A 19,554-nucleotide genomic window follows, 5' to 3' on the forward strand; every position below is an offset into this window, starting at 1 on the left:
CCAGTATTCAAGGCGCCCAATGGACGGACACCTCGGACAGAACTGCTTGAATTGGCGCCTCTTCCGGCGGCAGCGTCATCGCCTTTTCCAGCGCCTTTCGCTTAGCATCGCCGAAGATCACAAGATGCTTGGCAATCGCCGCGTCCAGCACCCTTGCTGTCAGGCTGATCCGGGCCTCCGGCTGGCTGTCAGGCCGCATCACCGCCAGCGGCGGCGCGTCTGCAGCCAGCGCGTCCTCGATCCCTGCCGCACCAGGGAACAGCGAGGCTGTATGCATATCCTCGCCCATGCCAAGCAGCAGCACAGACAACGGCAATTCCGGCACCACCTGGCTTTCAAGCTCTGCCAGCACTTCCTCCGGCTCGCGCTCCGGCACATGGAACGGCAGGAACTGCGCGCCTGCGGCCCGGTTCTGCAGCAGCCGCTTGCGGATCATGGCCGCGTTGGAGCGGGCATGCTCCTGCGGCACCCAGCGCTCATCCGTTGCCATGACATGCACCCGGTCCCATTCAATGTCCGCGGCGCAGAGATCGTCAAAGATCAGCCCGGGCGTGATGCCGCCCGCAACCGCAAAGGAGACCGTGTCCTGATGCAGCAGATGGGTTTTCAGATCCCCGGCGATCTCATTCGCGACTTCGATCGCCAGCATGTCCTGATCAGGGTATTCGTTGAATTTCATGGGTTGATCCCCCTCCATTCACGCCCGTCACGGCGCATCAGCAAATCGGCATCCTCCGGACCGGTGGTACCGCTAACGTAGGGTTTAGGCACATCGCCCCGAGATTTCCAGCCCTCAATTATCGGATCGGTCCAGGCCCAGGCCGCTTCGACCTCATCCCCCCTCATAAACAACGTCTGGTTGCCGCGGACAACATCCATGATCAGCCGCTCATAGGCATCCGGCGGATCGCCGCCCTCCGGTCCCAAGGCCTCGGCAAAACTCATGTCCAGCGGCACGTCGATCAGCCGCATCCCGCCCTGCCCCGGTTCCTTGATCGTTACACTGAGGGTGATGCCCTCATTGGGTTGAAGCCGGATCTTCAGATGGTTGGCGTGGCGTCCAGCCTCCGCCCCGAAAATGGAATGCGGCGCATCCTTGAACATCACGTTGATCACGGAGGAGCGGTTCACCAGCCGTTTGCCGGTGCGAAGGTAGAAAGGCGTGCCTGCCCAACGCCAGTTGCTGATATGGGCCTTCAGGGCCACATAGCTCTCAGTTGTGCTGCGCGGGTTGCCGACCAGCCCGCGGTAGGACGGATGCGGCGCTTCCGGGTCCAGATTGGCCTGGTACTGGCCGCGCACGATGTGATGCGGCTCCACCGGGTCCAGCGCGCGGATCACCTTCAGCTTCTCGTCGCGCACCGCATCCGGGTCGAACTTGGCCGGCGGCTCCATCGCAATCAGGCACAGCAGCTGCATCAGGTGGTTCTGCATCATGTCGCGCATCGCACCGGCGCGCTCGTAATACTCCTCGCGCCCCTCCACACCGACAGTTTCTGCCACGGTGATCTGGATGTGATCGACATACTGACTGTTCCACAACGGCTCAAACAGCATGTTGCCGAACCGGACCGCCATCAGGTTCTGCACCGTCTCCTTGCCCAGGTAATGGTCGATGCGGTAGATCTGGCCTTCGTCGAAATGGCTGGCCAGTGTCCGGTTCAGCTCCCGAGCAGTCTCCAGATTGTGTCCAAAGGGTTTCTCCACCACGATCCGCGTATCCGCATTGGCCAGGCCGTGCCGGTGCAGGTGCTCCGCCAGCGGCCCGAACAGGCCGGGTCCGACCGAGAAATAGAACACGCGGACCGGCACATCCGCCGCCGGGCGCAACTGCCGGCTCAGCTCCGGCCAGCCGTCCTCGCCCAAGGCATCCAGCGCCACATAGCTCACCCGCTCCAGAAACGCCTCCAGCGCGCCGCCGCCGCAGGCCTTCGGGCCCGCGTGCGCCCGCAGGGCTTCCGCCACGACGGTGCGGTATTCCTCACTAGACAGGCCGGTGCGTGCGGCACCGATGATCCGCTCTTCACCAGTCAATTGGCCAGCGCAATGGCGGCGGAACAGCGCCGGCAGAATCTTGCGCTGCGCCAGATCGCCAGTGCCGCCGAAAATCACCAGGTCAAACGGGTCGACCGGTATCACACGCGAAACCATGTTATTCTTCCTGTCTGCGCCGGTGCGGGCGCGGCACACTGCCGCTCACATCCCTGTCATGTGCCTGCCCGGCTGCTTTCATTTCCCGCCCAGTATAAGGTAGCTTGCCGCGAAAGGAACTGCCCCAGAGGACATCCGCATGAAAGACCTGCAAAAATCTGCCGCGAACCTAGGCAAGTTCCAAGACGCCTTTGCAACAGCAGACGGTCAGCAGCGCGCCTCGGTGCCGCTCAGCCACCCCGAAACCCTTTGGTTTAATACCGGCACCCTGTGCAACATCGAATGCGGTAACTGTTACATCCTCAGTTCCCCGACGAATGACGCTCTGGTCTATCTGGCCGAAGCTGACGTGCAGGCTTATCTCGAACAGATTGCGGAGCTCAATTGGCCGATCCGGGAAATCGGCTTTACCGGCGGCGAGCCGTTCATGAACCCGGAGATGATCCCGATGGCCCGCGCCGCGCTGGAACGGGGTTTCGAAGTGCTGATCCTCACCAACGCCATGCGCCCGATGATGCGCAAGACGGTAAAGACAGGCTTGCTGGCCCTGCGGCAGGAGTTCGGGGACAAGCTGACCCTGCGAATATCGATCGACCACCACAGCGCCGAGCTGCACGACAAGGAACGCGGCGCGGGCAGTTTTGCGAAAACCATCGAAGGCATGGAGTGGCTGCGCGATATCGGCTTCCGCATGGCCGTTGCAGGCCGCACCGTCTGGGGGGAGAGCGAAGCTGAGGCCCGGGCCGGCTATGCCGAGCTGTTTGCCGGACACGGCTTTGCCATCGACGCGCAAAACCCGGGCCAGACCGTGCTGTTCCCGGAGATGGACGAAAGTGTAGAAGTGCCTGAAATCACAACCACTTGCTGGGGCATCCTGAACAAGTCCCCGGACAGCGTGATGTGCGCCTCCTCCCGCATGGTGGTCAAACGCAAGGGCGCGGACAGCCCCGTCGTGCTGGCCTGCACCCTGCTGCCCTATTCGCCGGAATTCGAATTGGGTGCGACCCTGGCTGAGGCCGAGCGCCCTGTGCAGCTGAACCACCCGCATTGCGCCAAATTCTGCGTCCTCGGCGGCGCCAGCTGTTCCGCCTGAAACCGCCACACGCTTTGACCTGACCGCGGCAGGGCGGCACCATAAGCCATATTCTTTGCCGGGTGTTGTGTCATGCGTGTCCTGTTTGCTCTGCTTCTTTGTCTCCTTCCCTTCTCTGCATCTGCGCAGAACCGGATGGCTCTGGTCATCGGCAACAACAGCTATTCCGATGTCCCCGTTCTGTCCAAAGCCCGCGCGGATGCGCAATCCATTGGAATAAAACTGAATGAGCTGGGCTTCACCGTCACCACAGCACTGGACCAGGACCGGCGCGGGCTGAACAAGAAAATTTCTGAGTTCACCGCCCGGCTGGAGCCCGGCGATGCGGCCCTTGTCTTCTTTGCCGGCCACGGAGTGGAGATCGACGGCGAAAACTACTTGCTGCCCACGGATATTGCTGCTCCCAGCGCCGGCGGCAGCGATTTTGTGAAATCAGAATCCATCGCCCTTTCCGACCTGCTGGACCGGGTCAGCAAGACCGGTGCGCGCTCCGCCGTGGTGATCATCGACGCCTGCCGCAACAACCCGTTCGAACTGGTCAAGGGCCGCAGCATCGGCACCACCCGCGGCTTGGGCCGGATTGCAGCCCCGCAAGGCACGTTCGTGATCTTCTCCGCCGGCGCAGGCCAGCTGGCGCTGGACCGGCTGAACCTGCGCTCGCAGCCGCAGGTTCAATGCAGGCAGATTTTGAGGTCGCCCGCTCTATTGGCACCCCGCAGGCCCTCGACAGCTTTCTGGAACGCTATACGGGCCGCAAGGACGAATACACGTACACGGGTGCCCTGCAATTGCGGCAAGGCCTGAAGACCGCACAGCCCCTGCCGGAAGCAGCTGCCTAACAAACGCCGGAACCCCCTGACATTCCCGTCATCCCGGATTCCAAGGCAGTGATGCGGGAAACACAGGCGGCGCTGAACGAAATCGGCTGCCGGGCCGGCCGCCCGGACGGGATTGCCGGCCCGCGCACCCGCAGCGCCTTTGCGGCCTATCTTGCGGCTGCGGACAGCAACCTCGGAGCCGATGATCTTGGCACCGCCCACGCACTGGAGGAACTGCGGCAGAAATCGGGGAAATCTGCAAAACTGCGCCCAAACCTGCCTCTGCCCCTACACCGGCAGCGTCTGCATCCTCTACGCCGCTGGCGGGCGCCTGGAAGTTCAAGGCCACCTGCACTCTGGTGGTCAAGGTTACGGGGAACGTCCATTACACCCATGCAGGCGGCAACAAATACCATGGGCGGCTCAGCGACTCCCTGGGCCAGAATGCCAATACCGAGGTTTACCTGAACGGCTAGCAGATCAGCGGCACGGATTACTTTCCCGGTATCAACGTCACCTGGCGCGGCCGCCTGGCTGCGGACGGGCGCAGTTTCACCGCCAGCGGCTCCACCGGCTGCGCGGTCAATGCCTGGCTCTGATCCGGTTCAGTGGATCTGGTCAGTGGATCTGGAACTCTCCAACCACATTGCGCCATTCGCCCGGGCCGATCATCTTGCGATGATTGAAACGCACCGAATGCAGCGGCCCCTCGATCTCGCGCTGCCAGAATTCAATGAACTCAAACAGCCGCGGGTGATCCGGCGCAAGGTCGTACTGCTGCCAGACAAAGGTGTTCAAAACATGGATATGATCCGGCATGTGATAGGTGAATTCTGCCGTGGTCAGCCCGTATCCCTTGAGCATCAGCTCGGTTTCGCTGGTCTCCATCTCTAGCCTCCAATTCTTACCCCCTCTGTTTGATGCTAGGGTGCAATTGGTTAATTTCCTCAAAAACAGTGCGTTACCGATACGTGAACGGCTGGTTTCCGGCTTTCGGGGGCTGTGTGCTTGCGCCCCATATACGGTCTCTGATAGGGTGCGAACACAATATATAGACCCAGAAGAAAGAGCGGGCAGCCAACGTGAGCGATACGCCGGAAACTCCTGAAAACATGGACGAAAACCTGCCGGAACGCCCGGCCTATGACGGGCCGACCGTTTCCATCGAAACCGAGATGCGCAACTCGTATCTCGACTATGCGATGTCGGTCATCGTCAGCCGTGCAATCCCGGACCTGCGGGACGGTCTGAAGCCGGTTCACCGCCGCATTCTTTATGCGATGCACGAATCCGGCAACACCCATGACAAGGCCTACCGCAAGTCTGCGCGTCCCGTGGGCGACGTGATGGGTAAATACCACCCGCACGGCGACTCCGCGATCTATGACGCGCTGGTGCGGATGGCGCAGGACTTCTCGATGTCGCTGCCGCTTTTGGACGGCCAGGGCAACTTCGGCTCGATGGACGGCGATAACCCGGCGGCCATGCGCTACACCGAGGTCCGCATGGACAAGCCCGCCGCGGCGATCCTGGCGGATATCGAGAAAGAGACCGTCGATTTCCAGGACAACTACGACGGCAAGGACCGCGAACCGACCGTTCTCCCGGCCCGCTTCCCGAACATGCTGGTCAACGGCGCCGGCGGCATCGCGGTCGGCATGGCCACCAACATTCCGCCCCACAACCTGGGCGAAGTGGTCGATGCCACGCTGGCGCTGATCGAGGACCCGGACCTGACCAGCGAGCAGCTGATCGACTACATCCCCGGCCCCGACTTCCCGACCGGCGGTGTGATGCTGGGCCGCTCCGGTGCACGCAAGGCCTACCTCGAAGGCCGCGGCAGCGTGATTATCCGCTCGAAAACCCGCGTCGAGGAGATCCGCAAGGACCGCTATGCCATTGTCGTGGATGAGATTCCCTATCAGGTGAACAAGGCCGCGATGATCGAGAAGATCGCTGAGCAGGTCCGCGAAAAGCGGATCGAGGGCGTGGCCCATGTTCAGGACGAATCCGACCGCAACGGCGTGCGGGTGGTGGTCGAGCTGAAACGCGACGCCACGCCCGAGGTGGTGCTGAATCAGCTGTTCCGCTTCACCCCGATGCAGACCTCCTTTGGCTGCAACATGCTGGCACTGAACGGCGGCCGACCGGAGCAGCTGACCCTGCGCCGGTTCCTGACCTCCTTCATCGACTTCCGCGAAGACGTCGTTGCCCGCCGCACTGCTTACGAGCTGCGCAAGGCCCGCGAACGCAGCCACATCCTTTGCGGTCTGGCCGTTGCCGTTTCCAACGTCGATGAAATCGTCGCCACTATCCGCTCCTCCGCGGACGCGGCTGAAGCGCGCGAAAAGCTGATGACGCGCCGCTGGCCGGCCGCCGACATCGCGGACTATATCCGCCTGATCGACGACCCGACCCACACCATGAACGACGACGGGACCTATAACCTGTCGGAGACCCAGGCCCGCGCCATCCTGGAGCTGCGCCTGCAGCGCCTGACCCAGATCGGCGTGAAAGAGGTCACCGACGAGCTGGAAGAACTGGCCCGCAAGATCAAGGAATACCTTGAGATTCTGTCCTCGCGCGAGCGCATCATGGGCATCATCGGCGACGAGCTGCGCGAAGTGCGCGACAATTTCGCCGTGCCGCGCCGCACCGAGATCGTCGACTGGTCCGGCGACATGGAGGACGAGGACCTGATCGAGCGCGAGGACATGGTGGTGACCGTGACCTCCGGCGGTTACATCAAGCGTACCCCGCTGGCCGACTTCCGTGCCCAGAAGCGCGGCGGCAAGGGCCTCAGCGGCATGCAGACCAAGGAAGAGGATGTGGTGACCACGCTGTTTGTGGCCAACACCCACACCCAGCTCCTGTTCTTCACCACTGACGGCATGGTCTACAAGCTCAAGACCTGGCGCCTGCCCCAGTCCGGCCGCACCGGCAAGGGCAAGGCGATCGTCAACATCCTGCCGATCCCGACAGGCGTTTCCATCGCCGCCATCATGCCGGTCGATGTGCCGGATGAGGAATGGGAAAACCTGCAGGTGGTCTTTGCGACCTCCGGCGGCGATGTGCGCCGCAACCGGCTGTCGGACTTCACCAACGTCCGCCGCAACGGCAAGATCGCAATGAAACTGCCGGAGGACGGCTCCGTCAAACTGGTCAACGTGCGCATCTGCTCGGAAGACGACGACGTGATGCTGTTCACCAATTCGGGCCGCGCCATCCGCTTCCGCTCCACCGATGTGCGCGTGTTCAACTCGCGCGAATCAACCGGCGTCCGCGGCATCAAGCTGACCGGCGAGGACAGCGTGGTCTCGATGTCGGTGATCCGCCACTCCAAATACACCCCGGAGCAGCGCACCGCATACCTCAAGATGCGCCGGGCCATGGCCGGGCTGACCGACGATGCAGAGGCCTCGGATGAGGATGCACCGGAGGATCCGAACTTCTCCACCGAGCTTTATGCAGAGATGTCGGCAGCCGAGAACCTGATCCTGACCATCACCACCGGCGGCTCCGGCAAACTGTCGTCCTCGCACGACTACCCGGTGCGCGGCCGCGGCGGCATGGGGGTGACCGCGATGGACAAGGCGATGCGCGGCGGCGAGATCGTGGCGTCCTTCCCGGTGGAAATGGACGACCAGATCATGCTGGCGACCTCCAAGGGCCAGTCGATCCGGGTGCCGGTCGACGGCATCTCTTTCCGCTCGCGCTCTGCCGGCGGGGTGCGGGTGTTCAACACCGGCAAGGGTGAAGAAGTGGTCTCCGTCGCCTGGATTGCTGAGAACGGCGAAGATGAGGACGGCGGCGAGGAATAAGACTCCCTACGCTCCGTCCCATTGAAAACACTGAACGCCGTCCCGTTGCTGGGGCGGCGTTCGCAGTGTTAACGGCCCCCTAACGGATCTTAGGTATTGTTTCGGCGAGTTCTGATTTCTCACGAAGGGAAGACTCAAATGAACTTGTACCACTGCTCCATCGACCTGCATCACGAGGCCAAGGCGCTGAGTTTTGCCAGCGCGGTCGATCAATGGATGGGCTATCTGCAGGAACGCGGTGTGGTCCAGGGCTGGCGGCTGCTGCGCCGCAAGCTGGACATGGCCAGCGATAATTGCCGCGACTTCCTCCTGGAGGTCGAATTCAGGGACATGACCCAGCTTGATCAGGCCTTCCGGGTTCTCGGCGAACATGACGAGGAAGTGGAGAAACTCTACTCCCACGTCAGGGCTTTGATAGCCACGGCCGACATCGGCCTCTACCGGCCCTTCCCGGATCCGGAACGGGCGGAACGGATGGCGCTGATCTGACGGGCATATGCCTCAGACCAAAGTGGCTCCCAGCACATAACTGGCAAAAATCAGGTAGGCGACGGCTGTATGCATCGGATTACTCTCTTAACTCACACCCCCAGGAATTAAGAGAATACTGTTAAAATAAGGCATTTACGGGGCAGCGAATTTTCCGCTGCCGCCAGAGGGCCTTAGCCTTTGACGCAGTGCCGACTCAGAGATCGTAGAGCAGGCTGAACTTCTCTTCGAGATAAGCCATCAGCGGCGCGTGGCCGGGCTCCATGCCCGACGCATGCACGATGGTGTCGCGCGGGCTGCGCAGGCCGCCGTGCTGCTGCAGGTTCTCCTTCAGCCATACGGTCGCGCCTTCGGTGTTGCCCTCAGCCAACTCTGCATCCAGCCCCGGCACATCCCGGCGCAGCGCCTGATAGAGGCAGCCGGCATAGACATTGCCCAGCGTGTAGGTCGGGAAGTAGCCGAACAAGCCCACCGACCAGTGCACATCCTGCAAGCAGCCGTTCGACGGTTTGTCCACGGCATACCCAAAGTCCGCCTCAAACCTCTCGTTCCAGGCCGCTTCCAGATCCTTCACCGCCAGATCGCCGCTCATCAGCGCGCGCTCCAGGCCGAACCGCATCATGATATGGAGGTTGTATTGCAGCTCATCCGCTTCCGTCCGGATATAGCCCTTATGCACCGCGTTGACGGCCGCATAGAACGCATCGGCATCCGCAATGCCGAAATCGCCAAAGGCGTCTTTCACCTCCCCGAACAGCCAGCCGGTAAAGGCGCGGCTGCGGCCGATCTGGTTCTCATAGATCCGGCTCTGGCTTTCATGCACACCCATAGACACGCCGCGGCCCAACGGGGTCAGCAGATAATCGCGGCTGATGTTCTGCTCATAGGCCGCGTGGCCGACCTCATGAATGGTGGAATAGAAGCAGTTGAACGGATCGGTCTCGCTGGTCCGCGTGGTTATCCGCACATCCAGGCCCGCGCCGGAACAGAACGGATGCACTGCCTTGTCGACCCGGCCGTGGGACATGTCATAGCCGAACTGTTTGGCGAGCTTTCGGGTCAGCTTCATCTGCGCGGCTTCGTCAAAAGTGCCGCTCAGCCCCTTCGGCGCGGGTTTCTCCAGCACCTTGGCGCGCAGCTCCACCAGTCCGGGGCGCATGGCATCAAAGATCTCCGCGATCGCGGCCCCGGTCATGCCGTGCTCATAGTCCTCGACCATGGCGTCATAGACGTCGCCGCCCGCGGCCAGCGCCAGTCCTTCCTCGCGTTTCAGCGCGACAACTTCCTCCAGCACCGGCACAAAAGCCGCCACATCCTCATCCGCCCGCGCCGCGGCCCATTGGCCCTGCGCGACAGACGTGACCTGAGCAATCTTCTTTGCCAGATCGGCGGGAACCTTGACCGTCCGCTCATAGCTGCGGCGGATCTCCCGCAGCTGCGCCTCGCCGGCCTCATTCGGGGCCACCGCCTGCTCCAGCCACTCCGCGACCCGCGGGTCGCTGCGGCGGGCGTGCAGCACCGCCTCCATCGCGGCCATCTCCTCGCCCCGCTGCGGCGCCGCCCCGCGCGGCATCATGGTTTCCTGATCCCAACCCAGACGGCCTGCAATCTGCCCCAGCGCCTGGGTTTCGCTTTGGAAGGCCATCAGTTCGTCAAATGCGCTCATGGGTCAATGATCCTTGATCGAGGTTGCAATGGGATAGGCAGACAGGAAGCGCGCGCGCAGGATCAGCGCCCAGACGCCGATTGCCACCAGCTGATGGGTGATCGCGGCGTGCAGCGGCGCGGCATAGACCACGGTGACGATCCCCAGCAGCACCTGCACGGACAGCGCCGCAAATACAGCGTTGAAGGCAAAGCGGGTGCGCGCATGGGCAGAACCCCGCCCGCGCAGCCAGGCCACCACGCCAAAGGCGAACAGCAGATACCCCGCAACCCGGTGGATGAATTGCACCAGCCCCGGGTTTTCAAAGAAGTTCTTCCAGACCGGCTCAATCATGAAGGGGTTCGGCGGGATCACCTGCCCGCCCATCAGCGGCCAGTCGGTATAGGAGCGGCCCGCGTCGATGCCCGCCACCAGCGCCCCCAGCAGGATCTGCAGGAAGGCGAAATGCATCAGGCCGGTGGACAGGCTGAACAGCTTGGCCTCCTTGGCGCGGCGCGCCTGCATCAACTCACGTTCCTCGCGGCCCAGCATCAGCACGAACCAGGCGATAAAGCCGAGGATCACAAAAGCCAGCCCCAGATGCACCGCAAGGCGGTAGGAGGCAACGGCGGTCATCCCCTCGCCCTGGGTCACACCGGACGCCACCATCCACCAGCCAATGGCGCCCTGCACGCCGCCGAGGACGCCGGGCAGCAGCAGCCGGCCAGTCCAGCCTGCCGGGATCTTGCGCGCGGCCAGAAAGCCCAGGAACCCAAGCACCCAGACCACGCCGATGAAACGGCCCAGCTGGCGGTGGCCCCATTCCCACCAGTAAATCGATTTAAAATCAGACAGTTCCATCCACTGGTTCTGGATGCGCCACTGGTCGATTTCCTTGTATTTGTCGAACTCGGCCTGCCACTCCGCCTCGGACATCGGCGGGACGGCCCCGGTCACGGGGCGCCATTCGGTGATCGACAACCCGCTGTCGGTCAGGCGCGTCAGCCCGCCCACCACGATCATCGCAACCACCAGCGCAAACAGCACCATCAGCCAGGCGCGGATCGCCTTGCGGGCGCCGCCGCGGCCGCGGTCGATCAGTCCCGGCTGCACCACGGGGGCGTCTTTCTTCTCGCCCTCAACCTCTTCGAAAATACTGCGCTTGCTCATGCTTGCCTCTTTGTCTGTGGTGCCAAGCTAGGGGCGGTTTCAGAAATGGTCCAGAGCGGCTTATTCGCCGCCGCGCTCTTTCCAGCGGACCATCTGCCGCATGATCCCGTGCAGCATCTGCACATCGGAGCGGGTCATCCGCATCCGCGACCACAAGTTGCGCAGGTTGGTCTTCATGCCCTCGGCCTTCTCCGGCGGGAAGAAGAAGCCGGCCGCGTCCAGCCGCTCCTCGTAGTGCTCCACCAGCTTCTCGACCTCAACGCCGCTGGCCCATTCGCCCTTGCGGCCAAGGTCGGTGGTTTCATGCACCACGTCCGCGGACTGGCGCATCCATTCATAGCCGGTTAGCAGCACGCACTGGCCCAGGTTCAGCGAGGCATAAAGCGGGTTCACCGGCACCGAGATAATAGCGTTGGCCTTGGCAATGTCCTCGTTCTCCAGCCCGGCGCGCTCAGGCCCGAACATCACCGCGACCTTCTCGCCCGCGGCAATCTTCTCTGCCGCGATCTGCATCGCGCGTTCAGGGCTATAGACCGGCTTGGTCAGGCCGCGCTGGCGGGCGGTGGTGGCAAACACATAGGTGCAGTCGCCCAGCGCCTCCGGCACGTCTGCGCACAGCTGCGCCTCGTCCAGCAGCCGCCCCGCGCCGGAGGACATCGCCACCGCCTTGGGGTTCGGCCAGCCGTCGCGCGGCGCCACGATGCGCATCCGGTCCAGGCCGAAGTTCCACATCGCCCGCGCCGCGGCACCGATATTCTCGCCCATTTGCGGGCGGACAAGGACAAAGGCGGGCTGGGGCGTATCGGTGGGCATCGTGTTCTCCGGCAAAATCGGAACTGCTGTACTGCCCGCGTGGCGGCGGGGCAAGGTCCCGCGCGGGTTCAGGCTGCATTTACCGGGGCTTCACCGCCGCAAATCCTTGCGTCCTGCCGGAAATCGGCTAAACACCGTCAAACCGCCTGAACAATGGAGCACCGCCATGGGAAGCCCCTCTGACGCACCGGAGCAGCCGCAGATCTACCTGATCTCCCCGCCGAGTTTCGAGCTGGGCAAATTCCCCGCTCAGCTGGCGCGGGTGCTGGATGAGGTCGACGTCGCCTGCGTGCGCCTGGACCTGTTCAGCCGCGATCAGGACACGCTGAGCCGCGCGGGTGATGCGCTGCGCGAAGTGACCATGGCCAGAGACGTGGCGCTGGTGATCTCCGACCATCAGATCCTGGCCGAACGGCTGGGCCTGGACGGCGTCCATCTGACCGATGCGTCGAAATCCATCCGCACCGCGCGCAAGGCGCTGGGGCCGGATGCCATTGTCGGCTGCTTCTGCGGTGCCTCGCAGCATGACGGCATGGTGGCCGGCGAGGCGGGCGCGGACTACGTGAGCTTTGGCCCGGTCGGCACCTCCGGCCTGGGCGACGGCGCGCAGGCGGAGGCCGATCTGTTCCAGTGGTGGTCGCAGATGATCGAGGTGCCGGTGGTGGCCGAAGGCGGGCTGACCGAGGATCTGGTGCGCGGCATTGCGCCCTTTACCGACTTCTTTGGCATCGGCGATGAAATCTGGCACGCAGAAGACCCGCTGGCGGCGCTCAAGGTGCTGATGCGGGCGATGGGCTGACCCGTCCCACGGTCACAGGAACACCCGCTCCACAAACCAGTAGCTGCCGATCATCGCGATGGTGACTGAGGCCGGGATTGCCACCCGGCCGCGGTATTTCGGGTGCCGCCCGAACCAAAGGCGCACGCCCAGGTAGGCCGCGGCAATCACCGCCAGCTGCCCCAGTTCCACCCCGACGTTGAAACCGATCAGTGCGGGCAGGAACTGGCTGGGCGGCAGCCCGAATTCCCCCAGCACAGTAGCAAAGCCCAGGCCGTGCAGCAGGCCGAAGCCGAAGATGACAAAACTCCGCCATGCGTGCAGTTTCCGGGCGAAGATGTTTTCCACCGCAACAAAGACAATCGACAGCGCAATCAGCGGCTCGACGATGGCCGGGTTCACATCGACCATGCCCAGCGCGCCCAGCGCCAGGGTGATGGTATGGGCGACGGTGAACAGGCTCACCTGCAAGAGCAGCGGTTTCACCCGCGGACTGAGGAAGAACAGCCCCAGCACAAACAGGATATGATCCAGCCCTTTGGGCAGGATGTGGGTGAAGCCGACAGGGATGTACTCCATGAAAGCCTCAACCGGCGTCTTGGCTGCACCTCCCCGCAGCGGAATTGGCGGCGAGGTCTCCCCGCCTTGCAGGTAGCCGGTATAAGGCTCCACCACCCCGTTCTGCCGCAGAACCACCCCGCCGGAGCCCGCGGGCCAGGTTATGCGCAGACTGCCAGTTCCGGCGGGAACATCTCCGGTCAGTTCCAGGAACGAGGCCCGCGGCAGGCTTGCATCACCTACTTCGGGGATTGTGATCCTTGTGACATCCAGCACAACCGGGCCGCCGGCCTGGACTCTGAACGTCTCCAGCCACTCCTCCGCAAAGAGCGTCACCATCGGCTCCAGCTCCTGCGCTTCCAAGGCGCGCAGCTCGTCATAGTCCGCCGCCTGCGGGGTCTGGTTGGTATCCGACAGCCCGTCCAGATTGATGCCCGCAACAAAGGCTTCGATGTTCAGCCGCAGTTTCAGGCTGAGCTGCCGGTCAGTGACGGTGAAATCAGCGATGGCCGGGGTGACCTCATGCGCGCGGACACTTGCACCCCCTATTGCCACCAGACAGAACAGCAGCGCAAATAGTGTCCGCAGCCAAGTCACACCACGCCTGACAGCCAAGGACCCGTTCATGCACTACCGCCTGTTCTGCTCAATTCTCTGTGCCGGGCTGACCCTGGGGGCCGCACCGCTTTTATCCCACGAGTTTTGGATCGAGCCGAAGAAATATCAAGTGGAATCCGGGGAAGCCGTGGTGGCAAGGCTGCGCAACGGGCAGGAATTCAAAGGTGCCGAGCAGCCCTACCTGGATCACCGGATCGCCCGGTTCGAGGTGATGCAAGGGGAAGCGGCCTCTCCCTATCTTGGCCGGATGGGGGATATGCCTGCCTTTGCCGGGGACACGATGCAGGACGGGCTGGCAGTGCTGATCCATCAGACCCAGCCGCAGACCCTGACCTATGACAACTGGGAGGAGTTTCACGCTTTTGTCGATCACAAAGGGTTTGCCGGGGTTCCTGAAGCGCATCAGGCACGCGGCCTGCCGGATGCAGGCTTTGCCGAGCAATACACACGTTACGCCAAGGCGCTGGTGGCGATTGGCGATGGCAGCGGCGCGGATCTCTCCACTGGGCTGGAGACAGAGATTATCGCTTTGGCCAATCCCTATACCGATGACCTGACAGCGGGGCTTCCGATCCGTGTGCTCTATCAAGGCATTCCCCGGCCAGAGGCGCAGGTTGAAGTCTTTGCCAAAGCCCCGGATGGCACAGTAACCATCAGCACCCAGCTGACGGATGCCAAGGGTGTGACTGTTGTCAGCGTGGCCCCGGGGAACAGCTACCTGCTGGACGCCGTGGTCCTGCGCCCTGCCCCGGACAGCAATGATTACGTTTGGGAAAGCCTTTGGGCTGCCCTGACATTCGCCGTGCCGCCCAGGTGAAGCCGCTTGCAGAGGCCTGACAAAGGCGGCAATAGGTCAATATGACACAAGCCCCTCATCCCCAGACACCCGCCATCCTGTGCATCGGGTCGGTCCTTTGGGACATCATCGGCCGCTGCACCAGTGAAATGCAGCGCGGCTCCGACATGCCCGGGCGCATCACCCGCCTGCCCGGCGGCGTTGCGATGAACATCGCGATGACCCTGTCGCGCTTTGGCATGACACCGGCGCTGCTGACCGCGGTTGGCCGCGATCCCGAAGGCGACGAGCTGATCCATGCGTGCGGCCACTTCGGCCTGATCACCGATCACATCTACCGCTCCGAGGATCTGCCCACCGACCGCTACATGGCAGTAGAAGGCGCCAACGGGCTGATTGCCGCCATTGCCGACGCCCATTCGCTGGAGGCCGCGGGGGACAAGATCCTGCGGCCGCTGTCCGACGGCTCCTTGGGCACCCAGGCCACGCCTTACGCAGGCCAAGTGGCGCTGGACGGCAACCTGACCCTGTCGCTGCTGGACGACATCGTTGCCAGCCCCGCCTTTGCCAAGGCCGACCTGCGCGTCGCGCCTGCCTCGCCGGGCAAGGCGGAACGGCTGCGCCCGTTTCTGACCCGCACCCGCGGCACGCTTTATGTGAACCTGGAAGAGGCCGGCATCCTGTGCCAGGCGGAGTTCACCGACAGCGAAACCGCCGCCACGGCGATGCTGGACCGCGGCGCGGCCCGGGTGCTGGTGACCGATGGCGGCGCCTCTGCCACCGTGGCGGATGCCGAGGGCGCCATCACCCTGCGCCCGCCCCGCGTTACCGTCGCCCGGGTGACCGGCGCAGGCGATACCTTCATGGCCGCCCATATCGTTGCCGAGGCACGGGGCGAAGACCGCAAAACCGCTTTGGCCTCAGCCCTCAAAGCTGCGGCAACCTACGTTTCAGGAGAACCCCCGCTTTGATCGACATTCAGTATTCGTCCGAAGTTCAGGCCGCCAAAGCCGCAGGACAGGCCATCGTTGCGCTGGAAAGCACCATCATCACCCACGGCATGCCCTACCCGCAGAATGTCGAAGTCGCTGCACAGGTTGAGCAGGACATCCGCGACGGCGGCGCCGTGCCGGCCACAATGGCGGTGATCGGCGGCGTGCTGCATGTGGGGCTGGAGCCCGACCAGCTGCAAGCGCTGGGACAGGCCAAGGGGGTCGCCAAGATCTCCCGCGCCGACATGCCCGCCTGCATCGCAACCGGCGGCACCGGCGCAACCACCGTTGCAGCCACCATGATTGCGGCGCGGCTGGCAGGGATTTCCGTCTTTGCCACCGGCGGCATCGGCGGTGTCCACAAGGGCGCGGAGACCACTTTCGACATCTCCGCCGACCTGATGGAGCTGGCGCAGACCCCGGTCACCGTGGTTGCCGCGGGCGCCAAGGCGATCCTCGACCTGCCCAAGACACTGGAAGTGCTGGAAACCCAGGGCGTGCCGGTGATTGCCTACGGGCAGGACAGCTTCCCCGCGTTCTGGTCGGCCCAGTCGGAGCTGAAGGCACCGCTGCGCATGGACGAACCGGTCCAGATCGCCCGCGCCCATGCCACCCGCCAGGCGATGGGGCTGCCCGGCGGCCAGCTGGTTGCCAACCCGATCCCGGCAGACGCCCAGATCGCGGCCGAGGAACTGGCCCCGGTGATCGCTCAGGCCCAGTCCGAGGCCGATGCCAAGGGCATCGCCGGCAAGGATGTGACACCCTTCCTGCTGAGCCGTATTTTTGAGCTGACCGAAGGCCGCTCGCTCACCGCAAACATCGCGCTGGTGCGCAACAATGCCCGGCTCGCGACAAAGATCGCACAGGAACTCAACAATCTCGCACAATGAGTTGATTTTTGGGGCGGAAACCATTGCTCCGCCCCAAAACAGTGCCTAGGTTCCACGCGGTATTTCCGGAAAACTGAACCATGACCACGCCATTCGACGAAGAACCCCACCGCCGCCGCGGCCTGTTTGCCAGCCTGCGCGCCTCTTTCCTTACCGGCATCGTAGTGATTGCCCCGGTGGGTCTGACCATCTGGCTGTTGTGGTCGGTGATGGGCTGGATCGACAGCGTGGTGCTGCCGCTGGTGCCGCATACCTTCCGGCCTGAACAGTATATCGGCATCAACCTGCGCGGTGTCGGGCTGATTATCTTCCTGCTGTTCACCATCGTCGTGGGCTGGATCGCCAAGGGCCTGATTGGCCGCTCTCTGATCAGTTTCGCCGAAAGCCTGGTGGACCGCATGCCGGTAGTGCGCACGGTCTATTCCGGTATCAAGCAGATCTCAGAGACCGTCTTTGCCCAGTCCGAGCGCAGCTTTGAAAAGGCCTGTCTGGTGCAATACCCGCGCAAGGGCATCTGGGCGATCGGCTTCATCTCCACTTATGCCAAGGGTGAGATCGCCAAGCGGGCCGAAACCAGCGGCGGGCTGGTCAGCGTCTTCCTTCCGACCACGCCGAACCCCACATCCGGCTTCCTGCTGTTTGTGCCGGAGGAAGACGTGATCGAGCTGGAGATGTCGGTGGAAGACTCGGCCAAGCTGGTGATCTCAGCGGGGCTCGTCTACCCCAATCCCAAGGACCCCACCAAGCCGGTGCAGAACGGCAAGAAGCCTAAGGTTCTGGAAAAGGAAGACGCCTAACCGAACATCGCCGGCAGATCGGCGGAGGAGCGCGCGCCCAGATTTTTTCGGTCCCGTTCCAGAAACCCTTCGGCAGCGTCCCGTCCTGCCTGTTTCAGCCGCGCCAGGATCTGCGGCACCGGATACAGCTTTGTTGTGACCGAGAGCTGCGTCATCAGATCGTCATCCGCGATCATGTGAACCCGCACCTGTTTCATCCGGCCCTGCTGAATGGTGCCATCGGCCAGCAGCCGCTGCACAAAATTGATCGCTCTGAGCTCCCTGAGCAGCGATGAATTGAAGCTGATCTCATTCACCCGGTTGCGGATCTGCTGCGGCGTCTTGGGGATCTCGTCGCGCTCCAACGGGTTGATGTTGACGATCACCACATCGCCCGGCAGCGCGTCACGGAACAGCGGGAACAGCGCCGGGTTGCCCGTGTATCCGCCGTCCCAATAAGCCTCCATCCGGCCGGTTTCCGGATCTTCGATCTCCACCGCCTGAAACAGGTCCGGCAGGCAAGCAGAGGCAAGGATCGCGTCGGTGCTGATTTCCTCACCCTCAAAGATGCGGATCTTGCCGCTGCGCACACAGGTTGCGCAGATGAACAGCTCCGGGCCTTCGCCCGCACAGACCTCGGCAAAATTGAACTGCTCTACCACCTCGCGCAGCGGGTTCCTGTAAAACGGGCCGTAGTGATAGGGGGAGATCACCTGGCTGAGGCTCTCCAGCGGCGAAAAAGGCATCGCCGCCTCCAGTGCGCCCGCCCAGGCAACCGCATCAAACCGCGTAAGCCAATGATTGAACCGCATGTCGCCCACGGCGCCCATCCGCGCCCAAAGCCCGTCCAGCGCAGCCCTGGCGCCTGCACGCCCGCCTTGCACTAAACCGGCCTTCAAGGCAGCCCCGTTCAGCGCCCCGGCAGAGGTTCCGGTAATACCCGCAACCTCGATCCCCTCGTCCTCCAGAAGCCTATCCAGCACGCCCCAGGTGAACGCTCCATGCGCGCCACCGCCCTGCAGGGCCAGATTAATCCGTGTCGCCAAATGCCACCTGCCAGTTTCACCTTCGTGAAAATACTCCGGGGGTGAATTGCCCCGTCCGGGCATGAGGGCGCCAGCCCCCTCCCGCCTTCGCTGCACTCGCTTAAAGCGCGGTCCAGCCGCCATCGACGCTGATGGCGGTGCCGGTGATCTGCGCTGCCGCATCCGAGCACAGGAACACTGCGGTGCCGCCCAGCTGCTGCACCGTGGCGAACTCGCGGCTCGGCTGGCGCTCCAGCATGACCTTCTTGATCACCTCTTCCCGGCCCATGCTGTATTTCTCCATGGTGTCGGGGATCTGCGCCTCCACCAGCGGCGTCAGCACATAGCCGGGGCAGATCGCATTGCAGGTGATCGGCTCCTCAGCGGTTTCCAGCGCTACCGTCTTGGTCATGCCCACCACCCCGTGCTTGGCGGCCACATAGGCGGCCTTGTACGGCGAGGCGGTCAGCCCGTGCGCTGACGCAATGTTTACGATGCGGCCCCAGCCGGCAGCACGCATCTTGGGAAGCGCTGCCGCCATTGTGTGGAAATTCGAGTTCATGTTGATGGCGATGATCGCATCCCACTTTTCTTGAGGAAACTCGTCGATCGGCGACACGTGCTGAATGCCTGCGTTGTTCACCAGGATATCGCAGTCCCCGGCCTTTTCGATCAGCGCCCTGCAGTCGGCCCCCTTGGACATATCGGCCTGGATATACTGGGCCTTGACGCTGAACTCACGGGCGAGCTCTGCTGCCAGGGCGTGATCCTCCTCGCGGTCGGTGAAGGAGTTCAGCACCACATTGGCCCCTGCTCGCGCCAGTTCGCGTGCAACCCCCAGGCCAATGCCCGAATTCGATCCGGTGATTACCGCGGTCTTGCCTTGCAATGTCATCGCTTCCTACCCCATGGCTGAATGAAACTGCCGCCACTGTGCCATGCTGCAGATGCAAAAGAAACGCGTAAGACTACGGATGCCGCAGCGCCCATCCCTGCCATTTTCACCGTTTGCAACGGAGAGAAGCAGGCAGAAAAAAACGCCCGCACAAGGCGGGCGTTAGTTATTGAGGCAGGTTTCATACAGGCAAGAAACCTATCGAGCAGTGACCCCTTTATAAGCA

General features: G+C 63.1%; 18 protein-coding genes. 9 read left to right on the forward strand and 9 right to left on the reverse strand.

The annotated features are described in order from the left end of the window. Positions 1-7: 7 nt before the first annotated feature. Positions 8-679 carry a 6-phosphogluconolactonase gene (pgl, locus tag GKC28_RS11460; RefSeq protein WP_174147021.1) on the reverse strand — a complete coding sequence of 224 codons (672 nt, stop codon included), beginning with the start codon at positions 677-679 and terminating at the stop codon, positions 8-10. Next, complete coding sequence (zwf, locus tag GKC28_RS11465) at positions 676-2,151, reverse strand: glucose-6-phosphate dehydrogenase (protein ID WP_174147022.1); 1,476 nt, start codon at positions 2,149-2,151, stop codon at positions 676-678. Before zwf ends, pgl begins: the two co-directional genes overlap by 4 nt. A 139-nt stretch (positions 2,152-2,290) precedes the next feature. Between zwf and GKC28_RS11470 the strand changes: the two genes are divergently transcribed. Beyond that, entirely contained in the window at positions 2,291-3,244 is a 954-nt protein-coding gene (locus tag GKC28_RS11470) for a radical SAM protein (protein ID WP_174147023.1), read from the forward strand. Between the two features lie 135 nt (positions 3,245-3,379). Continuing rightward, complete coding sequence (locus GKC28_RS11475; protein ID WP_174147024.1) at positions 3,380-4,048, forward strand: caspase family protein; 669 nt, start codon at positions 3,380-3,382, stop codon at positions 4,046-4,048. 632 nt (positions 4,049-4,680) lie between these two features. Here the strand turns inward: GKC28_RS11475 and GKC28_RS11480 are convergent. Then, positions 4,681-4,950: an usg protein gene (locus GKC28_RS11480; protein WP_065267285.1), complete on the reverse strand. Its 270-nt coding sequence runs from the start codon at positions 4,948-4,950 to the stop codon at positions 4,681-4,683. Positions 4,951-5,174: 224 nt separating this feature from the next. Between GKC28_RS11480 and gyrA the strand changes: the two genes are divergently transcribed. Both gyrA and GKC28_RS11490 read left to right on the forward strand, forming a co-directional pair. Then, the gene (gene gyrA / locus GKC28_RS11485) at positions 5,175-7,883 is read left to right on the forward strand and encodes a DNA gyrase subunit A (protein WP_217434054.1); all 2,709 of its coding nucleotides are present in this window, start codon (positions 5,175-5,177) and stop codon (positions 7,881-7,883) included. Positions 7,884-8,021: 138 nt separating this feature from the next. After that, positions 8,022-8,372, forward strand: a complete 351-nt coding sequence (locus GKC28_RS11490) for a DUF6614 family protein (RefSeq protein ID WP_174147026.1) — start codon at positions 8,022-8,024, stop codon at positions 8,370-8,372. 196 nt (positions 8,373-8,568) lie between these two features. Here GKC28_RS11490 and GKC28_RS11495 read toward each other — a convergent pair whose 3' ends face one another. The 3 genes from GKC28_RS11495 to GKC28_RS11505 are packed head-to-tail and all read right to left on the reverse strand — an operon-like array spanning position 8,569 to position 12,000. Further along, complete coding sequence (locus tag GKC28_RS11495) at positions 8,569-10,038, reverse strand: carboxypeptidase M32 (RefSeq protein ID WP_174147027.1); 1,470 nt, start codon at positions 10,036-10,038, stop codon at positions 8,569-8,571. 3 nt (positions 10,039-10,041) lie between these two features. Beyond that, positions 10,042-11,187 (reverse strand): heme A synthase, encoded by a 1,146-nt coding sequence (ctaA, locus tag GKC28_RS11500; RefSeq protein WP_174147028.1) that lies wholly within the window; start codon positions 11,185-11,187, stop codon positions 10,042-10,044. A gap of 60 nt (positions 11,188-11,247) precedes the next feature. Next, complete coding sequence (locus tag GKC28_RS11505) at positions 11,248-12,000, reverse strand: RNA methyltransferase (protein ID WP_174147029.1); 753 nt, start codon at positions 11,998-12,000, stop codon at positions 11,248-11,250. A 166-nt stretch (positions 12,001-12,166) separates the two neighbouring features. On the opposite strand from GKC28_RS11505, the gene GKC28_RS11510 reads away from it, so the two are divergent. After that, positions 12,167-12,799 (forward strand): thiamine phosphate synthase, encoded by a 633-nt coding sequence (locus GKC28_RS11510; protein ID WP_174147030.1) that lies wholly within the window; start codon positions 12,167-12,169, stop codon positions 12,797-12,799. Positions 12,800-12,811: 12 nt separating this feature from the next. Here GKC28_RS11510 and GKC28_RS11515 read toward each other — a convergent pair whose 3' ends face one another. Continuing rightward, positions 12,812-13,963: a HupE/UreJ family protein gene (locus GKC28_RS11515; RefSeq protein ID WP_174147031.1), complete on the reverse strand. Its 1,152-nt coding sequence runs from the start codon at positions 13,961-13,963 to the stop codon at positions 12,812-12,814. Between GKC28_RS11515 and GKC28_RS11520 the strand changes: the two genes are divergently transcribed. The 4 genes from GKC28_RS11520 (at position 13,962) to GKC28_RS11535 (ending at position 17,429) form a co-directional block, all read left to right on the forward strand. After that, positions 13,962-14,771, forward strand: coding sequence for a DUF4198 domain-containing protein (locus tag GKC28_RS11520; protein WP_174147032.1), 810 nt, complete (start codon positions 13,962-13,964; stop codon positions 14,769-14,771). The genes GKC28_RS11515 and GKC28_RS11520 overlap by 2 nt on opposite strands. Positions 14,772-14,812: 41 nt before the next feature. Beyond that, positions 14,813-15,721: a PfkB family carbohydrate kinase gene (locus GKC28_RS11525; RefSeq protein WP_174147033.1), complete on the forward strand. Its 909-nt coding sequence runs from the start codon at positions 14,813-14,815 to the stop codon at positions 15,719-15,721. Then, positions 15,718-16,632: a pseudouridine-5'-phosphate glycosidase gene (locus tag GKC28_RS11530; RefSeq protein WP_174147034.1), complete on the forward strand. Its 915-nt coding sequence runs from the start codon at positions 15,718-15,720 to the stop codon at positions 16,630-16,632. The genes GKC28_RS11525 and GKC28_RS11530 overlap by 4 nt, the downstream gene beginning before the upstream one ends. An 80-nt stretch (positions 16,633-16,712) precedes the next feature. Continuing rightward, positions 16,713-17,429 carry a DUF502 domain-containing protein gene (locus GKC28_RS11535; RefSeq protein WP_174147035.1) on the forward strand — a complete coding sequence of 239 codons (717 nt, stop codon included), beginning with the start codon at positions 16,713-16,715 and terminating at the stop codon, positions 17,427-17,429. On the opposite strand, the gene GKC28_RS11540 is transcribed toward GKC28_RS11535, so the two are convergent. Both GKC28_RS11540 and GKC28_RS11545 read right to left on the reverse strand, forming a co-directional pair. Further along, positions 17,426-18,454, reverse strand: a complete 1,029-nt coding sequence (locus tag GKC28_RS11540) for a patatin-like phospholipase family protein (protein ID WP_174147036.1) — start codon at positions 18,452-18,454, stop codon at positions 17,426-17,428. The genes GKC28_RS11535 and GKC28_RS11540 overlap by 4 nt on opposite strands. A gap of 100 nt (positions 18,455-18,554) precedes the next feature. Next, a complete protein-coding gene (locus GKC28_RS11545; RefSeq protein WP_174147037.1) occupies positions 18,555-19,328 on the reverse strand; it encodes a 3-hydroxybutyrate dehydrogenase in 774 nt (257 codons plus the stop codon). Between the last annotated feature and the right edge of the window lie 226 nt (positions 19,329-19,554).

This window comes from Leisingera sp. ANG59, from assembly GCF_013317235.1.
Lineage (GTDB): Bacteria > Pseudomonadota > Alphaproteobacteria > Rhodobacterales > Rhodobacteraceae > Leisingera.